Genomic DNA, 18,940 nt, shown 5'->3' with positions numbered 1-18,940 from the left:
CCTTGCTGCAGCCAGATGCGGCCATTTAATAATATGGACGATAAGAATAACACAATGCGTCACGGATTCATTAGGCTATATGCTGGCGGTTAACGCGGCGAAAAGGTGACCAGCAACAGGGTAAAGATGGCGGCGGCCCCCAGCAGTGCTAGGTATATTTTTAGATATTGTAAATGGGCCCGGCCTTTTAAATGCACTAAGGTAAAGGCGGTGACTGCTAGCCCTAAGGCACCCCAAATTCCCGCATGAAACCAAAAATGATGTAAGCTTAGCCACTCGGCGCGTACTGGTATTTGTTGATGTTTCAGGTAGCCAAAATTTTGCTCGGGCCGACCGTAGTGAAATATCAGCAATAACAACACATACAGCGCCCAACCCCCGACTGTCATTGCTATTAATAGCTTGTTCAGCCAATTAAAAGGCGGTGTTGCCATGTCTGCCTCCTCTGCAATTTTTTGCTTGAGTCCTGAGTGTACACGGGTAACATTAGCTGCCTTATCTATATAGTTTATCGGCTGTTGCCGATTTAGTTAAAGCTGGAGAGCGATTTTACATGAGCCACGCATCCGTTACTGATGTGCTAGCGGGTAAATACCCGGTAGGCACCACCGTCACCGTTAAGGGGTGGATTCGCACCCGCCGCGATTCTAAAGCCGGCATTTCGTTTTTGGCCGTCCACGATGGTAGCTGCTTTAATCCTGTGCAGGCTGTGGTGCCTAATAGCGTTGCGAATTATCAGTCTGAGGTGGTACGCGTCACCACCGGCTGTTCCGTTGAAATAACGGGCACCGTTGATGCCTCTCAAGGCCAAGGCCAAGACTTTGAACTGCAAGCCACAGACGTGAAAGTCATTGGCTGGGTTGAAGATCCAGACAGCTACCCGATGGCGGCCAAGCGTCACTCCATCGAATATTTGCGCGAATATGCGCACCTGCGCCCGCGCACCAACATGATGGGTGCCGTGACTCGCGTGCGTAACTGCTTGGCCCAAGCCATTCACCGTTTCTTCCATGAAAACGGTTATGCTTGGGTGGCTACGCCTTTGATCACTGCCTCAGACTGCGAAGGCGCCGGTGAAATGTTCCGCGTGTCTACGCTGGATTTAGAAAACTTACCGCGCACCGACCTTGGCAAAGTAGATTTTTCTGAAGACTTCTTCGGTAAAGAGACTTTCTTAACGGTATCTGGTCAGCTGAACGCCGAAGCCTATGCCTGTGCCATGAGCAAGGTGTACACCTTTGGCCCGACTTTTAGAGCCGAGAACTCCAACACCAGCCGTCACTTGGCGGAGTTTTGGATGATAGAGCCAGAAGTCGCCTTTGCCGATTTGGACGACGTAGCCAACTTAGCCGAGCACATGTTGAAATATGTGTTTAACGCCGTATTGGCTGAGCGCATGGATGACATGGACTTCTTCGCCCAGCGCGTAGACAAAGACGCCATCACCCGTCTGCAAGACTTCGTTGAAAAAGACTTCGCTCAGGTGGATTACACTGACGCCATCGAAATCTTAAAGGCCAGCGGTAAGAAGTTTGAGTTTGCCGTGGAATGGGGCATTGACCTGTCTTCAGAGCACGAGCGCTACTTGGCAGAAGAGCACTTTAAAGCGCCAGTGGTCGTTAAAAACTACCCGAAAGACATTAAGTCTTTCTACATGAAGTTGAACGCCGACGGTAAAACCGTGGCCGCCATGGACGTATTAGCGCCAGGCATTGGTGAGATCATCGGTGGCTCTCAGCGTGAAGAAGTGCTGGAAGTGCTGGACGAGCGCATGGTGTCTATGGGCTTAAACCCAGAAGACTATGGCTGGTATCGCGACCTGCGCCGCTACGGCACTGTGCCACACTCGGGCTTTGGCTTAGGCTTTGAGCGCTTGGTGGCTTACGTGACCGGCATGGGCAACGTACGTGACGTTATCCCCTTCCCACGTACCCCACGCCACGCCGATTTTTAATTCAACGGCACTCGGCTAGAAAGCAAAAACCCCGCAACCGCGGGGTTTTTTTATAGGTTAATAACAGCGACGAGCTAAATAAAAACACCAAAACTAGAGCTATTTTTGCCACGGAATACACGGAAGCGCACGGACGAAAATCAAAGAATATATTTTATTGTAAGGTCTAAACCCAAAAATTTTCTTTAGTTAGTTTTCACTTTCCGTGTCGTTCCGTGTATTCCGTGGCGAAGAGATCTTTAATCTCGGCTTTTATCTTAAGCTGGGCGCCGGGCGCTTAGCTCCGTCATGCCGGGCTCGACCCGGTATCGGCGCTGCTTTTAGTTAAATCCCTACCGCGAATTTCAGCACGAATAATGCGCCGAGTCCCCATACCACAGGGCTCACTTCTTTATGGCGACCGGCTAACACTTTCACCGCCACGAAGCTAATAAAGCCAAAGGCAATGCCGTTTGCTATTGAAAATGAGAATGGCATCATCACTAACACCACTACCGCGGGTACGGCTTCAGTGATGTCATCCCAATGCAGGTGACTGAGCTGACCCATCATTAACACGGCAACATAAACCAGCGCACCAGCCGTAGCATAGGCAGGCACCATGCCGGCTAACGGCGAGAATAACAGCGCGGCAATAAATAACAGGCCGGTGACTACGGCGGTTAAGCCGGTACGACCACCAGCGGCGACACCGGCGGTACTTTCTACATAAGAGGTAGTGGTAGAAGTCCCCAGCAAAGAGCCGGCAATAGACGCGGTACTGTCCGCCAATAAGGCACGACCGAGGCGCGGTAAGCGGCCTTGTTCGTCGAGCATCTTGCCGCGCTGGGCCACCGCAATCAGGGTGCCGGAGGTATCAAATAGGTCGACAAACAGGAAAGCAAAAATCACCGACAGCATGCCGATATTAAACGCACCGGCAATATCGAGCTGCATAAAGGTCGGTAAGATGGACGGCGGCGTTGATACCAAACCTTGATACTCCACATCGCCCAAGATAACCGCCAAGGCAGTAATGATCAGAATGCCAATCATAACTGCACCGCGCATGCCGCGCGCCGCCAAGCCAATGATCAAGAAGAAGCCTAAGGTGCCCAGTAATACCGGCAAGCTGCCCATGTCACCTAAGCCCACTAGGGTGGCGGGGTTATCAACAATGATGCCGGCGTTTTTTAAGCCCACTAATGCCAGAAACAAACCAATACCGGCGGCGATACCAATTTTTAGCGGCCCAGGGATTGAGTTAATAATCCACTCGCGCACTTTAAATAAACTTAACAGCACAAAAATACAGCCCGAGAAGAACACCGCCCCTAAGGCGCTTTCCCAGCTGTAGCCTTCAGACAACACCACTGTATAGGTGAAAAAGGCGTTTAAGCCCATGCCTGGCGCTAAAGCGATGGGATAGTTGGCCCACAAGCCCATAATAAAGCAGCCAATAGCGGCAGCCAAACAGGTGGCCACAAACACGGCGCCGTAATCCATGCCCGCCTCGGACAAAATAGACGGGTTCACAAAAATAATGTAAGCCATGGTCAAGAAAGTCGTAATACCGGCGACGACCTCTTGGCGCACGTTAGTGCCCTTTTGTTGTAACTTAAAATATTTATCTAGCATGGTAAGTGCCTACTGTAGCGATAGAAGTTGTCGCAAAGTATCGTCTCAAAAGGCTCCGTTGGCAATAATTAGCCCTCTGCTTAATGTTGCATCACAGATGAATATTTTAGAAAAGTAGTTTTTTGACATTTCATTGACTGCGATCAAGTTGCTGAACAGTATTATATATTAGCCTTACGCTATCCTTTATAGCATCATGCTCACCATACGGAACCACAATAACTTTAAGGTTATTGTCTAAGTTATTAAGTTAACAAACAGGGTTATTAGGCTGACAGCCAGCGCTGAATACGCTGTCATGCCACCTAAACCCGACTAGGATGCCGCACTCAAACCGTAAGGATAACGCCATGAAATCAGCAACCGCCCCCACTTCACGCCGCCAAGAATGGCGCACTTTCTTATTACTGACCGTCATACTTATTCCTCTGCTCAGTGTGATCATTGTGGCCGGGTACGGCTTTAGTGTCTGGTTCTTGCAAATGCTGTTTGGCCCACCTGGCCACGGCTAAAAATAACAATAACAACTGACTTATGAATCCTTGATGCGAGAACTCATGCTGACATTTATGAAAAAATTCTGGACTACGCTGCGCCGGCCCTCGGTACACATTAGCTTGGGCGCGCTGACCATAGGCGGCTTTGTGGCCGGTGTTATCTTTTGGGGCGGCTTTAATACCGCACTTGAAGTCACCAACACTGAGCAGTTTTGTATCAGTTGCCACGAGATGGAAAATAACGTTTACCAAGAGCTACAAGACACCATTCATTGGTCTAACCGCTCGGGCGTGCGCGCCACCTGTCCCGACTGCCATGTGCCACACAATTGGACCAATAAAATTGCCCGCAAGATGCAAGCCAGTAAAGAAGTGTGGGGCACGGTGTTTGGCACTATCGACACCCGTGAAAAATTTCTCGATAAACGCTTAGAGCTGGCTCAACACGAATGGGCGCGCTTTGCCGCCAACGGCTCTCTTGAGTGTCGAAATTGCCATGATTACAACAGCATGGATTGGGACAAAATGTCCGATACCGCCAAACGTTTTATGAAGCCCGCCGCCGAGCGCGACCAAAGCTGTGTGGACTGTCATAAAGGTATTGCTCACCAACTCCCCGAGACCATGGTGTTTAAAGACCCAGCACTGGATCAACTTGAGCAAAGAGCGCACAGCTTAAAAGTAAAAGATGGTGAACATTATTATGCGGTGAAAGCCATTACCTTGTACTTAGACGAAGCCCTCACTCAAGAAGCCGGTGAGCTAGAAGCAGCAGCCCCAGTAACGCTGGTACAACGCAAAGGCGATGTCGTACAAGTTGCGGTGCCGTCTTGGCGCAAAACCCGTGGCTTTGGGCGGGTGTGGTATGAAGACTTCGGCATGAATATTCCCAATATGGTGCTGGATAAAGCCGTAGCGCAAAACGAACAGTTAGTAGAAGTAACGAGTGAGGCCAAAGAAGACCCCATGACCGGCCTGCCTTGGGAGCAAGTGAATATTGCGCTATGGGCCGAGTCGGGCGCCCTGCTACCGGATGCTGAAGATTTGTGGAGCTATGCACGCGATACCTATCGCAGCGGCTGCAGTGTGTGCCACTCACAACCGGCAGAAGGCCACTTTGATGCCAATACCTGGCCTGGCATGTTTGCCGGTATGGTGGGCTTTACCAATATGGATGCGGACACCCAAGCGCTGGTACTCAAGTACCTACAAAAACACTCATCAGACTACGCCGGCGGCGCGCACTGATCACGACGTTGACGAGGCAAAACATGACAATTTCACGCAGACATTTTCTTAAAGGCTTAGCGGCCAGTTCCGCCGCCGCACTGATTGGCCAGAGCTTAATAGTACGCAGTGCTCACTCAGCAAGCCAAGCTGCCGCTGTTTCCGCTGAAGGGGCCTGGCGCACCGCCGGCTCCCACTGGGGCGCCATGCATGCGCTGGTAAAAGGCGGCGTGGTCGAAGAAATTAAACCCTTTAAACTGGATAAATACCCCACCGATATGCTCAAAGGTGTCAAGGGCTTAATTTATAATCCGTCACGCATTCGCTATCCCATGGCGCGCCTAGATTGGCTAAAAAACCGCGAAAACAGTGACCGAAAACAGCGCGGCGATAACCGCTTTGTGCGCCTAACCTGGGACGAAGCGCTGGACGTGTTTCATGAAGAACTAGAGCGCGTACAAACCACCTATGGGCCATCTGGCCTGTATGCCGGTGCCACGGGTTGGCGCCAAACTGGTCAGTTTCACAGCTGCGGCAGCCATATGCAGCGTGCGGTTAACTTGCACGGTAATTTCGTAAATAAAGTGGGTGATTACTCCACCGGTGCAGGGCAAGTGATCTTGCCTTACGTCATGGGCTCTACCGAGGTTTATGACCAAGGCACGTCTTGGCCGCTAATTTTGGAGCATTCCGACACCATAGTGCTGTGGGCCAATGACCTGTATAAAAACCTACAGGTAGGCTGGAACTGTGAAACCCATGACTCTTATGCATACTTAGCCGAGCTAAAAGAGAAGATTGCTGCAGGTACGATCAAAGTCATTAGCGTGGACCCAGTACAAAGTAAAACCCAGCAGTATTTAGGCTGTGAGCAACAGTATATTAACCCGCAAAGTGACGTGGCCTTTATGCTGGCCTTGGCACACACCTTATATACGGAAGACTTGCACGATAAAGACTTTCTCAATACCTATACCTTAGGCTTTGAGCCCTTTATTGATTATGTAATGGGCAAAGCTGACGACAAGACAGAAAAAACGCCAGAATGGGCGGCCAGCATCAGTGGCGTAGACGCTGAGCGCATCCGTGAATTTGCGCGACTGATGGCCGGTGGGCGTACTCAGTTAATTTTTGGTTGGGCCATTCAGCGCCAGCAACATGGCGAGCAACCTTATTGGGCGGGCGCGGTATTGGCGGCCATGCTCGGCCAAATTGGCCTGCCCGGAGGTGGCATCAGCTATGCGCACCACTACAGTGGCATTGGCATTCCCCCCACTGACGCCAGTGTGCCTGGTGGCTTTCCGCGTAACCTTGAGCCGGGTAAATTTCCTGAGCACCCCAGCACCGATTTTAAAGGCGCCAGCTCTATTATTCCGGTGGCGCGCTGGATTGATTGTATTCTTGAGCCCGGTGGCAAGCTGCAATACAACGGCAGTGAAGTAACCTACCCAGATATTAAGATGTGTATTTTCAGTGGCTGTAATCCGTGGCACCACCATCAGGATCATAACCGCATGAAACGCGCTTTCTATGAGCTAGAAACCGTGGTCACTATCGATTATTCCTGGAATGCTACCTGTCGCTTCTCAGACTTAGTGCTGCCGGCCTGTACGCAGTTTGAGCGTAACGACATCGACATTTACGGCGGCTATTCCAAGACCGGTATTCTGGCCATGCACAAACTGGTGGATCCGTTATTCCACTCCCGATCAGATTTCGATATTTTCACCGATTTATGTCGCCGTTATGGTCGCCACAAAGAATACACACAAAATAAAGATGAATTTCAGTGGCTAAGAGAGTTGTATAACGATTGCCGTGACGCCAACAAAGACAAGTATCCGATGCCGGAATTTGACCAATTTTGGGAAGACGGTTACGTGCACTTTGGCGAGGGTAAAAACTGGGTCCGCCATGCAAGCTTCAGAGAAGATCCAGAAGTAAACGCCGTGGGCACGCCGTCGGGATTTATTGAGATCAGCAGCCGCAAGATTGGCAGCTACGGCTATGACGACTGCCAGCAGCACCCCATTTGGATGGAAAAAGCCGAGCGCTCACATGGTGGCCCGGGCTCTGATAAGTTTCCGTTATGGCTACAATCTGTGCACCCCGATAAACGCCTGCACTCGCAAATGTGTGAGTCAGATGAATATCGCGCCACCTACGCGGTACAAGGCCGTGAGCCGGTCTACTTAAGCCCAGCTGACGCCAGTGCGCGCAACATTAAGGACGGCGACTTGGTGCGAGTGTTTAATGACCGCGGCCAGCTGTTAGCCGGTGCCGTGGTGTCGGACTTGTTTCCAAGCGGGGTTATTCGCATTCAAGAAGGCGCTTGGTATGGCCCCACTGACGCCAGCATAGGCGCGCTCGATACTTACGGCGACCCGAATACACTGACGCTGGATATTGGTACCTCGCGCTTGGCGCAGGCACCCAGTGCCAACACTTGCTTGGTAGAAATTGAAGTCTTTAGCGGCACTGTGCCGCCTGTGACCTCTTTTGGTGGCCCAACGCTGGTTACAGCTTAAAGCAATTGCTGTCTAAAACAGTTATCGTCTAGGCATGAGCTAAACAGAGAGCTAACACAGCAGCAGAGTAGCGGGTGCCAACATGATGGCGCCCGTACACTGATAGACTCGAGCAGTTAAATTGAGGATCCCATGACGCTACAAGACGCAACAGACACCACTGCGGCCCCACAGCTTAGCCCCGAACAACAACTGGCGGGTGAGTATTACCAACATCAAGCGCTGATCTGCCAATGGTTTGCCACCTTGCTGGCCAAAGAGCTGGATGAGACAGCACTCAAGGCTTATATGAGCGGAGAAGCCGCCCCTTTGTTGGAAGATCTGGAAGGTATTTCTGAGCTGGCCAAACCGGTACAGCAATTAAGCCAAGCCATCAGCACGCTACACCTACTCGAGCAGCCCAAATTAGAGCTGGCAGCCGACTTTGCCAGCTTATTTTTAAGCGATGCCCGCCACAGCCCAGCCCCTTATGCTTCGTTATATCTGGATGACGGCCGCTTTAGCGGCCCCAGCCTGCAGCGCATGCAAGCACGCTTAGCTGCTATTGGCATGGCAGTGAGTGCCGAGTTAACCGAACCGGCAGATCATGTCAGCATAATGCTGGATTATTTAGCAGAAGGTTATCGCCAGTTAGCAGAGCACCCCACGCCAGCAGCAGAAGCCACCGTCGCCAATTTTGTAAACGAAGAGCTGGCCAGCTGGCTGCCAGAATGGGCTAACCGAGGCCAAAGAATCGACACCGCCAGTCAGTTTTACCCCGCGTTACTGAGCTTAGTCGCGGCGTATTTTGGCTAAGCCAATAGAAGAACACCGCCATACTTTCAGCGGCGTACGCGGTACGTTAAACACCAAAGCCGCCCCTGTAGAAGCCTGCTTTAGCTGGCTGGTTTTGCCTAGCAAAACTTAACACACCGCAATACGTTAAAAACCACACCGGTTTGTCGTACGGCGTGAGGCATAATGCGTAAAAAAAGGCCCCGTTAATAACGGGGCCTTTTTGTCTGATAGTAAACGAAGTGTTTAGGCGGCGCTAAATACCGCCACTAAGCCGGTGCCGGCGATGGCGATACCGCTGGCTCTTAACGCCAAGGCTTGCCATTGCTGGGTGCACTTGTTAGCAAGCACATAGCCAACTACATGCAGTGCTATGGTGGCCAACATAAAGCCGCTGATGTAACTGGCAGCAGCCGAGCCCGCCGGTAACTCAATACCGTGCGCATTACCGTGTAGCATGCCAAACAAGGCACAGCACAGTGTCACCACAGACAGATAACCGGCGCGACCAAAGGCTAATAAGCCGCCTAATACCACCAGCGACAGCAAAATACCGGTTTCTACCAAAGCAATGGCCACGCCATTAATGCCCAGCATTGCGCCGACCAGCATAAAGCCCACAAAAGCTAAGGGCAGCTGCCAAGCCGGCTTGCTGCGCCCCATCACTGCCAACATACCAACGGCGACCATGGCCAGTAAGTGATCCCAGCCCAAGATGGGGTGCATCACTCCCGCTAACATGCCTGAGGTGTCATGACCCGGGTGAGCAAAGGCCGCTGTGGGCAGCAAAGCCAATGACGCCAGCAGCAAGGTATGACCGATTTTCTGTAGACTCATTACGTATTCCTAGATTGATATGTTGTTAAAATATGTGCGGGGTGCGGCGTAAAGAGTGAAGTGGACGACACAACACCAAACACCCAAACCCTGTAACGCTCAACCAGAGACTAAAGCAGTTTTGCTGCGCAAAACCGGCCTCTACCTTATGACTCCCCCTTGTGGCAAACAGATCTTTAATCTTCGCTCTTTACTGAAAAGCCCGCTGGTAGGGGTTTGAGCATGCCTTCACGTTGAATAAACTCAATGATTTGCTGCACGCCATCGCCACGCACTAAGTTGGTAAACACAAACGGGCGCTCGCCGCGCATCAGCTTAGAATCTCGCTCCATCACGGCTAGTGAGGCATTCACCATAGGTGCCAAGTCGGTTTTATTGATGATCAACAAGTCAGACTTGGTAATGCCTGGGCCGCCTTTACGCGGGATTTTATCACCGGCGCACACATCAATCACATACAAAGTGAGATCCGAAAGCTCTGGACTAAAGGTGGCCGACAAATTATCGCCGCCGCTTTCGACCAATACCAGCTCCAGTTTAGGATGACGCTGTTGCAGGGTATCGATAGCTGCCAAGTTCATGGAGGCATCTTCACGGATGGCGGTGTGGGGGCAGCCGCCGGTTTCAACACCTATGATGCGGTCTGCACTTAAGGCTTCATGTTCCAGTAAAAAATTCGCATCTTCTTTGGTGTAAATATCATTGGTGACCACCGCCAAGTCATAATGACCGCGCAAGGCCAAGCACAATTGGCGTAACAAGGCAGTTTTGCCTGATCCTACCGGGCCACCTACACCCACCCGTAAACATTGAGTTGTCATCTGTTTCTCCAAAAAATGAGTCATTACTGCTAAAGATTAAAAATAGTGCCTTTCGGAGCTAGGGGATTGGGGATTAGAAGCCCGCGTTTACCTGTCATTGACTATTCCCTAATCCCTATTCACCAGTTCCTATACATCAGCCCCTAGTGCGCTTTCTGTTCATTGATTGCCACGTCGCTACGCTCCTCGCAATGAACTGCAAAGGAAAGCGCCCAGCTGTTTATTGCCGTAATGCCGGGCTTGCCCCGGTATCTCGCTCTATGTTTTAAGGTCTAAATCTAAAACGAGATCCTGAAACAAGTTCAGGATGACGGCTTAAAAACAGTCTTTGCGAGCGTAGCGCGGCCATCCATACAGCCAACCACGCAGGCCAACCCTAGATTGCCGCGTCGTTTATTCCTCGCAATGAACTTAGCTACGTAGCCATTAGCTCCGAAACAAGCGTGAATATTGTGTTTCATGCAGGCAGCTTGCCTGCACTTGTCCTGGCAAGCTCCAGCCCAGCTGTTCATCATCCAGCTCACTTGCCGTGGCAAAGTGCGCCAGTAATACGGGTTTGAGCAACATCAGTAAGCGCTGCGCCGATGTTTGCCCCAAAGGCAGCGTTTTGCTGGCTACGGTGAGCTGATTTTCCAACCAGCTCCACATATAACCCAAGGCGGCCCATTGCGCGCTTAAGCCCCAATGCTCGGCAGCCAAGCTATAAACCGCCATAAAAGCGGGCTCCGCTGGCAAGGACGACACATCTAGATCTTGCCCTTTGAGTAAGCGCACCAGTGCTAAGGCTTGCTGTTCGTCTTCAAATAACAGCTCATGGGTTTCTCGACTGGCACGTAAAAAATCACTCCAGTATTGCCCTTGCTCCGCATCCTGTTTCGCTCTGGCCGCACATAAGCGCAGCAACACCGGAATATCTAGATGCACCATGCCTTGCAGCATGCCATCGAGCCAGCTTTGTAACTCGGCTTCATTGGTAACCCACCCCAGTTCAATGGCGGATTCTAGGCCACTGGAATAGGCAAAGGCACCTATCGGCAAGGCTGGGCTGGATAAATGCAGCAACGCCAGCAGTTGCGGACTATCCATGTTTATGGCTTTCTTTAGGCTCATGGCTATTTTTAGGCTCATGGCTGCTCTCATGCTTATGGCTATCGTGACCATGGCTATGAGCATGATGGCCATGATAGGCGCCAGATTCCGGATGAAACGGCGCATCGCCCACTTCTAGACGCAGCCCTAAGTGCTCGGCTAAATGTTCCAATACATGATCCGGTTGAAAACGCAGCCAACGCTCGCCCAACTGCAAGGTTACGTGGCGATTGCCTAAGTGATAACAAGCGCGGGCAAAGCTTGGCCAATCGTCAGCATGGGCGGTGACTACCGACTCCGCTTGAGCGATTACGCCAAAAATACGACCGTCTTCGGCTTGTAAACGGTCGCCTTGGGCCAGTACTTGGCCACGCTCTAAAAATACGCCCAGCTCTAGGCCTTGGTCGCTCACGGTTTTAAAACGGCCCTTTTGGCGATGTTCAAAGGCCAGCGTCACATGATCGTCAACCGGCTGCTCACTTTGGCCTAAATAATGAATAATTTTTAACACTGTTATCTCCAAAATCTTAACTCAATAATATGTTGCAACGGAACCCGCGAAACCCACAGAAAAAGATAAAATCGTAACGTATTTTATGGTCAGATCTTAATAAGAGAAGCATTAATGCGGGGGAAGCCCAGGTGTTGGATCCCAGCGCTAGATTACGCTCTTACCAATAAGTTCTTTGGTACTTTTCGTTGTTATCCCTGCTTAATTTTTCCGTGGGTTCTGTGGATTCCGTTGCAAGATCTTCGCTTTAAAAACAGCTAGATACCTAAAACAACATATATAACTGCGCCAGCGGCAGTACGTCGGCAGGTTCGCAAGTTAACAGTTCGCCATCACACCGCACTTCATAGGTTTGTGCATCCACTTCTAGTTCAGGCGTAGCCCCGTTGTGGATCATATCTTGTTTTTGAATATTGCGAGTATTAACACAAGCCACCAATTCACGGGTTAACCCCAACTCTGATACTAAGTTTCGCTGCAAGGCCGCTTGGCTGACAAAGGTCACGCTGCAGGCGGAGGCAGAGCGTCCTAGTGCGCCAAACATGGGTCTGTAGTGTACCGGTTGCGGCGTTGGAATAGAGCCATTAATGTCGCCCATAGGCGCATAGGGAATGGTGCCGCCTTTTAAAATTAAGGCCGGTTTAATGCCAAAGAAAGCCGGGTCCCACAATACTAAATCTGCCAGCTTACCCACGGCTATTGAGCCCACTAGGTGGCCCACACCGTGGGTAATGGCCGGGTTAATGGTGTATTTGGCGATATAGCGTTTGGCGCGAAAGTTATCGCAGCCTAAGCTCTCATCTTCTGGCAATAAACCGCGCTGTTGTTTCATTTTATGAGCGGTTTGCCAGGTGCGGCACACCACTTCTCCCACGCGGCCCATGGCTTGACTGTCTGAGGAGATCATCGAGATCACCCCTAAGTCTTGCAAAATATCTTCGGCGGCTATGGTTTCTTTACGAATACGCGAGTCGGCAAAAGCCACGTCTTCCGGAATATTAGGATCCAGATGGTGGCATACCATCAGCATATCTAAATGCTCGTCTACGGTATTCACCGTGTAAGGACGAGTGGGGTTGGTGGACGAGGGCAACACATTGGGCAAGCTGCAGGCTTTGAGGATATCTGGCGCATGACCGCCGCCGGCGCCTTCGGTGTGATAGGTATGAATGGTGCGCCCTTTTAACGCCGCCAAGGTGTCATCAACAAATCCCGACTCATTTAAGGTGTCGGTATGAATGGCAATTTGCACATCGTATTCTTCGGCGACCGACAAGCAGCAATCAATGGCCGCTGGGGTCGAGCCCCAATCTTCATGTAGCTTAAGCCCCATGGCGCCCGCTTCTAGCTGCTCGCGTAATGGGCCTGGCACACTGGCACTGCCTTTACCCAAAAAGCCAAAGTTCATGGGCAGTTGGTCGGTGGCTTGCAACATGCGAGCAATATGCCAAGCACCCGGGGTGCTGGTGGTGGCTTTGCTGCCAGTAGCCGGCCCTGTGCCCCCACCAATCATGGTGGTAATGCCCGAGCAAATAGCCTCTTCAATCTGTTGTGGGCAAATATAGTGAATATGGCTGTCTACGCCGCCAGCGGTGAGGATTTTGCCCTCACCGGCAATCACTTCACTGCAGGCACCCAGATTAATGGTCACGCCATCTTGAATATCCGGATTACCGGCCTTGCCGATGGCGACAATGCGGCCATCGGTAATGCCCACATCGGCTTTGACGATGCCCCAGTGATCCAAAATAACCACGTTGGTAATCACCGTATCGACCGTGTCCGCATCACCCAGTTGGCTCTGGCCCATGCCATCACGAATCACTTTACCGCCACCAAAGGTCACTTCGTCACCATAGTGGGCATAGTCGTGCTCAATCTCGATCCATAAACAGGTATCGGCGAGGCGAATTCGGTCACCTGTGGTAGGGCCAAACATTTCTGCGTAAGCGGTGCGACTAATTTTAGACATCTTGCTCTCCTAATGGGCCCATCACTTCTCCCCTAAAACCGTACACACGGCGCAAGCCCGCTAACGCTACTAAGGTAACGCGGCGCTCTTGGCCTGGCTCAAAGCGCACGGCGGTGCCGGCGGCGATGTCGAGCCGAAAACCTCGTGCTTGTGCGCGGTCTAATTTAAGTGCGGGGTTTACTTCGGCAAAATGATAGTGCGATCCCACCTGAATGGGTCTGTCACCGGTGTTGGCCACCATTAGGGTGCGACGCTCACGCCCTACGTTTAGTTCAATATCGCCGGCGCCCAGCTGTAACGCTCCTGGTTTCATCTCGGCTCCTATTATTGAATGGGGTTGTGCAGGGTGACCAACTTGGTGCCATCGGGAAAGGTGGCTTCTACTTGTACTTCTAAAATCAACTCCGGTACGCCATCCATTACTTGCTCACGGGTGAGCCAATTACGGCCACTGCCCATTAGCTCGGCCACGGTGCGTCCATCGCGAGCACCTTCTAAAATAGCCGCAGATAAATAGGCCACAGACTCGGGATAATTGAGCTTTAAGCCCCGTGCCAACCGACGCTCAGCCACTAGGCCGGCGGTAAACAGCAGCAACTTATCTTTTTCTCTTGGGCTCAGTTCCATGTTTGTGTTCCTTCGTGTTTGCCTAATTTAAGTTTGCTAAATTCATGTTATTCAATGCAGCTATGCCAACTCATGTTACTAAACTCAGGTCAGCCAAATTCGCGGAATGCAGGCCGGGCGCCCTAACAGCATAGGCCGGATCAACGACCACGCCTGCCACATGCCAGCCCGGCATTCATTCATATCATTGCCTAAATAACGCACCAGCAGCACGCCTAAGCGTTGGGTAATGGTAAAAACGGGGCTGGGCAGGCAAGCACGCAACTCATTAAGCAAGGCATCTAAGTGCTCGGTATCAAAATCTGGACCACTGGCGACTAGCGTGCCAAACACACACTGGTCGGCAAACCCCACTCGGCTGTGCTGCAAACTGCTGTCTGCGGTAAGTTGCAAGCGTTCGTTAAACAGTAAGCGGCCGTTGCGCCATAAGCGAATGCGCTGGTCTAACTGACCTTTATCAAATACTTCACCGGCGGCGGGACGACCAAGACACACTAAATCCCAGCCAATAAAGCGCGCATCGCTATCCAGCTCTATGTGGGTGTCGAGCAGGGCATTGGCATTGCGATAAACGAGGGTTTCTTGCGGCAGCCATTCACATTCGGCGTTATCCGTTAATTGCAGCCGCACTCTTTGCCCTTGCGCCACGCCATCGCTGTCGCGGCCATAAATTTTACCGGCAGAGGGGGTGGTCAACAGACTTTGGCTATTAGCAGCACAATGGGCTTGGATCTTTAGCTGATCGCCTGATACCAAGCCGCCAGGAGGATGCAGCACATAAAGGTGACACACACCGCCTTCAGGATAAAAAGGGCGTTGAATACGCAAGGGGCCGCTAAAGGCGAGCTGTTTGAGATGTGTTTTATCGGCTATGGGAACCAGTTTTACTTCTAGCTCGGCTAGCCATTGTCGATCTGCGCCATAGCCACGAGGGGCAAAGCTTTGCGTTGCACTCATCAAAATAAGCCAGGTTAGGGTTGCTCTGTAAGTATTCATAGTAAAGCAAATTTAATGCCAACTATAAATTATCTTATAAAATCAACTTATTATGTAAGAGAAGGAGCTTTCTCGCGCCATAATAACAATAAACGTGACCACTAGGCACCCGCAGAGTGCGGGAAAAAGTGCGCTAAGGTGCGGGAAAGCCTGCCTTGCACCCTATTGGTGCAAGGCGCCAAGGGGTGTTGGCTTATCCCCAACGTAGAGGCCGGTTTTAAGATTTACACCTGCGGTGTAATGCGCGAATACTCTTACCTAAAAATAAGACGCCTACAAAAACCAGAGGTCTCTTGTAGCCCACCGTCTCTTTGGTAAAGAGGAGTTCGGCAGGCCAGCGTAGCTGGCGATTTGTTTAAAACCAGAACATAAGACCGAGCTTAGCCCTTACCCATTAAAAGTCCCTTTTAGATCTGTTCTCCATTAAAACCTTTGCGCAGCAAAACGATAAATTCCATTACTTAGGTTAATTAATCAGCCATAAACCCATAAAATCCACGACCGACAGCTTAGCTAACTGTGCTTGGTGTTGGCAGGCCTCGATAATGGCTTGGCATTGCGCCGGGGGGAAACGAGTCTGCAAATTACGCACAAATTTCTGTTCTAATACCGGCAGGCCTGCTGCGCGGCGGCGCTTGTGACCGATGGGATACATCACTTCGACTTTAGCGGTGTGGCTACCGTCCTTAAAAAACACCTGTATGGCGTTAGCGATGGCACGCTTATCCGGCTGCAGATAATCGGCACTGTAGCTGGCCTCTTCCGTGACCTGCATTTTTTCGCGCAGCACATCGATAGCCGGATGTGCTTGGTGAAAGTCATCTTCATAATGCTCGGCTACCAGCTCACCAAACAACAAAGGCACCGCCACCATGTATTGCAGGCAGTGATCGCGGTCGGCGGGATTATTCAGCTCACCACGCTTGGAAATAATGCGCATCGCCGACTCATGGGTGCTAATTTCGATGCGGGCGATATCATCGATGCGACCGTTAAGCTGTGGGTGCAACTGCAGTGCGCACTCCACCGCCGTTTGCGCGTGAAACTCCGCAGGAAAACTGAGCTTAAATAAGATATTTTCCATTACATAGCTGGCAAAAGGCTGGCTTAGCCGGATGGGTTGGCCGTTAAATAGTACCTCATTAAATCCCCATTGCGGCGCACTAAGCACAGAGGGCAAGCCCATTTCACCTTTCAGAGTGATCATGGCCAGACGCACGGCGCGCGCGGTAGCGTCCCCCGCCGCCCAAGACTTGCGCGAGCCCGCATTGGGCGCATGGCGATAGGTGCGCAGCGCGCAGCCATCCACCCACGCTTGAGATAATGCATCTATCACCTGTGCCTTAGTGCCGCCCAACAGCTGTGTCACCACAGCAGTAGAAGCCACGCGCACTAATAACACATGATCCAGTCCTACGCGGTTAAAGCTATTCTCTAGCGCCAGCACTCCTTGAATTTCATGAGCTTTGATCATGGCGGTGAGCACATCTTGCATAGTGAGTCCCGCCCTGCCCTCGGCCTGCGCCACTCGACTTGTGTAATCCGCCACCGCCAAAATGGCACCCAGATTATCAGAGGGATGCCCCCACTCGGCGGCCAGCCAAGTATCGTTAAAATCCAGCCAGCGGATCATACAACCAATATTAAAGGCCGCCGTAATCGGGTCCAGCACATGAGAGGTACCCGGCACCCGCGCCCCGTGCGCCACTGTGGTGCCCGGCACTATGGGGCCGAGATGCTTGGTGCATTCTGGAAAACGCAGCGCCAGCAAGCCACAGCCTAGGGTGTCCATCAAACACAGCCGTGCGGTGTTATATGCCGCATCTGAAGTTATCTGATAATCCATCACATAATCGGCAATGCTGACTAACAAGGCATCCGGCGCCGGTCGCTGATTGTGCTCCACATGCTTGCTCATTAGCGCTCCTAGAGTTGTGCGTAAATCGTGTGATGTTTGTTCTTAATGATTAAAGGCTGCTTAGCCACGGAATACACGGAAAAGTAAAACAACAAAAACTAATTTTTAATGGGTACCTGATTATCCACAAAGCTCAGCCGTGTCTCAGTGATCTCAGCGTCAATAAATTCAATGGGTTACATAAGGATATCGAGTATCCTGTTAGCCATACGTTAAAAAACCACAGCCACGCCAATTTTCACAACGTTGCACCGTAGAGGCCGCTTTAGCTGGCCGGTGGCGCGTCGCGCCACCAAAATCTTAAAATCGCACGGCATTGACAAAGACTACCTACAAATCACACCTTGTTTAACATTGATGTGGTTTGTAGGTTCTTGTTTTACTACGTAAAACCGGCCGGCTAAAGCGGCCTCTTGTTCCGTGGCAAGGTTAACGCTTAGAGATGGGTTTCCAAGCTTGAGCCTCGGGTCCTATGTAGTCAGCGGTGGGTCGGATAATACGATTGTGCGCTCGCTGCTCCATAATGTGCGCCGCCCAGCCGGTTACGCGACTGAGTACAAAAATGGGCGTAAACATTTGGGTGGGAATGCCCATAAAGTGGTAAGCACTGGCATGATAAAAGTCCGCATTGGCAAACAGCTTTTTCTCCCGCGCCATCACTTCTTCTACCCGCTCAGAAATTGGATATAACTGCCGATCGCCCACCGACTCACTGAGTTTTTTCGCCCACGCTTTAATAATGGCGTTACGCGGATCTTTACTTTTATAGACCGCATGACCAAAACCCATTACTTTCTGCTTTTGCGCCAGCATCTCCATCAGCCCTTGCTCGGCCTCATCGGGAGTATTCCACAGGGCAATCATGGCCATGGCGGCTTCGTTGGCGCCGCCGTGCAAAGGGCCGCGCAAGGTGCCGATGGCGGCGGTAACGGCAGAGTGCATATCGGTGAGCGTGGAAGCACAGACGCGGGCGGTAAAAGTGGAAGCATTAAACTCATGCTCGGCATACAGAATTAACGAGCAGTTCATCACTTTGGTATCGAGCTCGTTCGGCGCACTGCCGCGCAACATATGTAAGAAATGCCCCGCCACACTGGTATCGTCCAGTAGGGTGTCGATGCGTACGCCATCGTGGGTGTAGCGATACCAATAGCAAATAATGGCGGGCAGCAAAGCGATGATGCGCTCCGCCGCCGCTTGCTGCTCACTAAAGTGGGTTTCGGTTTCTAGGTTGCCCAGCACAGAGCAGCCGGTGCGCAGCACGTCCATGGGATGTGCCGACGCCGGTATTAACTCCAGTACCGTACGCAATGCCGCCGGTAAGCCTCGATTCGCCGCCAAGCGACTGTGGAAGGCGGCAAGCTCACCTTTATTGGGCAAATACCCTTTGAGCAGCAAAAACGCCACTTCTTCAAATTGAGCCTTACTGGCCAAGTCCACCACGTTATAGCCGCGATAAGCCAGCCCCGTGCCGGTGGCTTGCACCGAGCTAATGGCAGTGTCGCCGGCACTTTGGCCGCGCAAGCCTTGGGTGTTAGTCATGCTGAGTTCCTCTTTTAGCTAAAACCAAAG

17 protein-coding genes are annotated in these 18,940 nt (G+C 51.6%); 5 read left to right on the top strand and 12 right to left on the bottom strand.

Annotated elements, in window-relative coordinates; all coding sequences use genetic code 11:
• Positions 1-89 precede the first annotated feature (89 nt).
• The gene (locus CBP31_RS14210; protein ID WP_087038317.1) at positions 90-434 is read right to left on the bottom strand and encodes a hypothetical protein; all 345 of its coding nucleotides are present in this window, start codon (positions 432-434) and stop codon (positions 90-92) included.
• 119 nt (positions 435-553) lie between these two features.
• On the opposite strand from CBP31_RS14210, the gene asnS reads away from it, so the two are divergent.
• Positions 554-1,954, top strand: a complete 1,401-nt coding sequence (gene asnS / locus CBP31_RS14205) for an asparagine--tRNA ligase (protein WP_087038316.1) — start codon at positions 554-556, stop codon at positions 1,952-1,954.
• Positions 1,955-2,278: 324 nt separating this feature from the next.
• Here asnS and CBP31_RS14200 read toward each other — a convergent pair whose 3' ends face one another.
• Positions 2,279-3,571 (bottom strand): NCS2 family permease, encoded by a 1,293-nt coding sequence (locus CBP31_RS14200; RefSeq protein ID WP_087038315.1) that lies wholly within the window; start codon positions 3,569-3,571, stop codon positions 2,279-2,281.
• Positions 3,572-3,921: 350 nt separating this feature from the next.
• Here CBP31_RS14200 and napE point away from each other — a divergent pair, with 350 nt between their 5' ends.
• The 4 genes from napE (at position 3,922) to torD (ending at position 8,618) form a co-directional block, all read left to right on the top strand.
• Positions 3,922-4,083, top strand: a complete 162-nt coding sequence (napE, locus tag CBP31_RS14195) for a periplasmic nitrate reductase, NapE protein (RefSeq protein ID WP_087038314.1) — start codon at positions 3,922-3,924, stop codon at positions 4,081-4,083.
• Between the two features lie 57 nt (positions 4,084-4,140).
• Complete coding sequence (gene torC, locus CBP31_RS14190) at positions 4,141-5,316, top strand: pentaheme c-type cytochrome TorC (protein WP_322348427.1); 1,176 nt, start codon at positions 4,141-4,143, stop codon at positions 5,314-5,316.
• A 23-nt stretch (positions 5,317-5,339) separates the two neighbouring features.
• Entirely contained in the window at positions 5,340-7,823 is a 2,484-nt protein-coding gene (gene torA / locus CBP31_RS14185) for a trimethylamine-N-oxide reductase TorA (RefSeq protein WP_087038313.1), read from the top strand.
• Positions 7,824-7,955: 132 nt separating this feature from the next.
• Positions 7,956-8,618 carry a molecular chaperone TorD gene (torD, locus tag CBP31_RS14180; RefSeq protein ID WP_087038312.1) on the top strand — a complete coding sequence of 221 codons (663 nt, stop codon included), beginning with the start codon at positions 7,956-7,958 and terminating at the stop codon, positions 8,616-8,618.
• Between the two features lie 225 nt (positions 8,619-8,843).
• Here the strand turns inward: torD and CBP31_RS14175 are convergent, their stop codons facing one another.
• From CBP31_RS14175 to prpC, 10 genes are all read right to left on the bottom strand, one after another.
• Positions 8,844-9,434, bottom strand: coding sequence for a HupE/UreJ family protein (locus CBP31_RS14175; protein WP_087038311.1), 591 nt, complete (start codon positions 9,432-9,434; stop codon positions 8,844-8,846).
• 176 nt (positions 9,435-9,610) lie between these two features.
• A complete protein-coding gene (gene ureG / locus CBP31_RS14170; RefSeq protein ID WP_087038310.1) occupies positions 9,611-10,255 on the bottom strand; it encodes an urease accessory protein UreG in 645 nt (214 codons plus the stop codon).
• A 426-nt stretch (positions 10,256-10,681) separates the two neighbouring features.
• Positions 10,682-11,383: an urease accessory protein UreF gene (locus CBP31_RS14165; RefSeq protein ID WP_227875046.1), complete on the bottom strand. Its 702-nt coding sequence runs from the start codon at positions 11,381-11,383 to the stop codon at positions 10,682-10,684.
• Entirely contained in the window at positions 11,334-11,855 is a 522-nt protein-coding gene (gene ureE / locus CBP31_RS14160) for an urease accessory protein UreE (RefSeq protein WP_087038308.1), read from the bottom strand. The genes CBP31_RS14165 and ureE overlap by 50 nt, the downstream gene beginning before the upstream one ends.
• A 265-nt stretch (positions 11,856-12,120) precedes the next feature.
• A complete protein-coding gene (ureC, locus tag CBP31_RS14155) occupies positions 12,121-13,827 on the bottom strand; it encodes an urease subunit alpha (RefSeq protein WP_087038307.1) in 1,707 nt (568 codons plus the stop codon).
• Positions 13,820-14,140, bottom strand: coding sequence for an urease subunit beta (locus CBP31_RS14150; protein WP_087038306.1), 321 nt, complete (start codon positions 14,138-14,140; stop codon positions 13,820-13,822). Before CBP31_RS14150 ends, ureC begins: the two co-directional genes overlap by 8 nt.
• Positions 14,141-14,151: 11 nt before the next feature.
• Positions 14,152-14,454 (bottom strand): urease subunit gamma, encoded by a 303-nt coding sequence (locus CBP31_RS14145; RefSeq protein WP_087038305.1) that lies wholly within the window; start codon positions 14,452-14,454, stop codon positions 14,152-14,154.
• A gap of 84 nt (positions 14,455-14,538) precedes the next feature.
• A complete protein-coding gene (locus CBP31_RS14140; protein WP_161492530.1) occupies positions 14,539-15,411 on the bottom strand; it encodes an urease accessory protein UreD in 873 nt (290 codons plus the stop codon).
• A 505-nt stretch (positions 15,412-15,916) separates the two neighbouring features.
• On the bottom strand, positions 15,917-17,368 hold the full coding sequence (locus CBP31_RS14135) for a bifunctional 2-methylcitrate dehydratase/aconitate hydratase (RefSeq protein ID WP_087038303.1): 1,452 nt from the start codon (positions 17,366-17,368) through the stop codon (positions 15,917-15,919).
• 429 nt (positions 17,369-17,797) lie between these two features.
• Positions 17,798-18,910 (bottom strand): bifunctional 2-methylcitrate synthase/citrate synthase, encoded by a 1,113-nt coding sequence (prpC, locus tag CBP31_RS14130; protein WP_087038302.1) that lies wholly within the window; start codon positions 18,908-18,910, stop codon positions 17,798-17,800.
• Positions 18,911-18,940: the final 30 nt, after the last annotated feature.

Source organism: Oceanisphaera profunda (assembly GCF_002157895.1).
Lineage (GTDB): Bacteria > Pseudomonadota > Gammaproteobacteria > Enterobacterales > Aeromonadaceae > Oceanimonas > Oceanimonas profunda.
The sequence above is the reverse complement of the archived record's forward strand: the minus strand, read 5'-3'. Positions and strand labels throughout refer to the sequence as shown.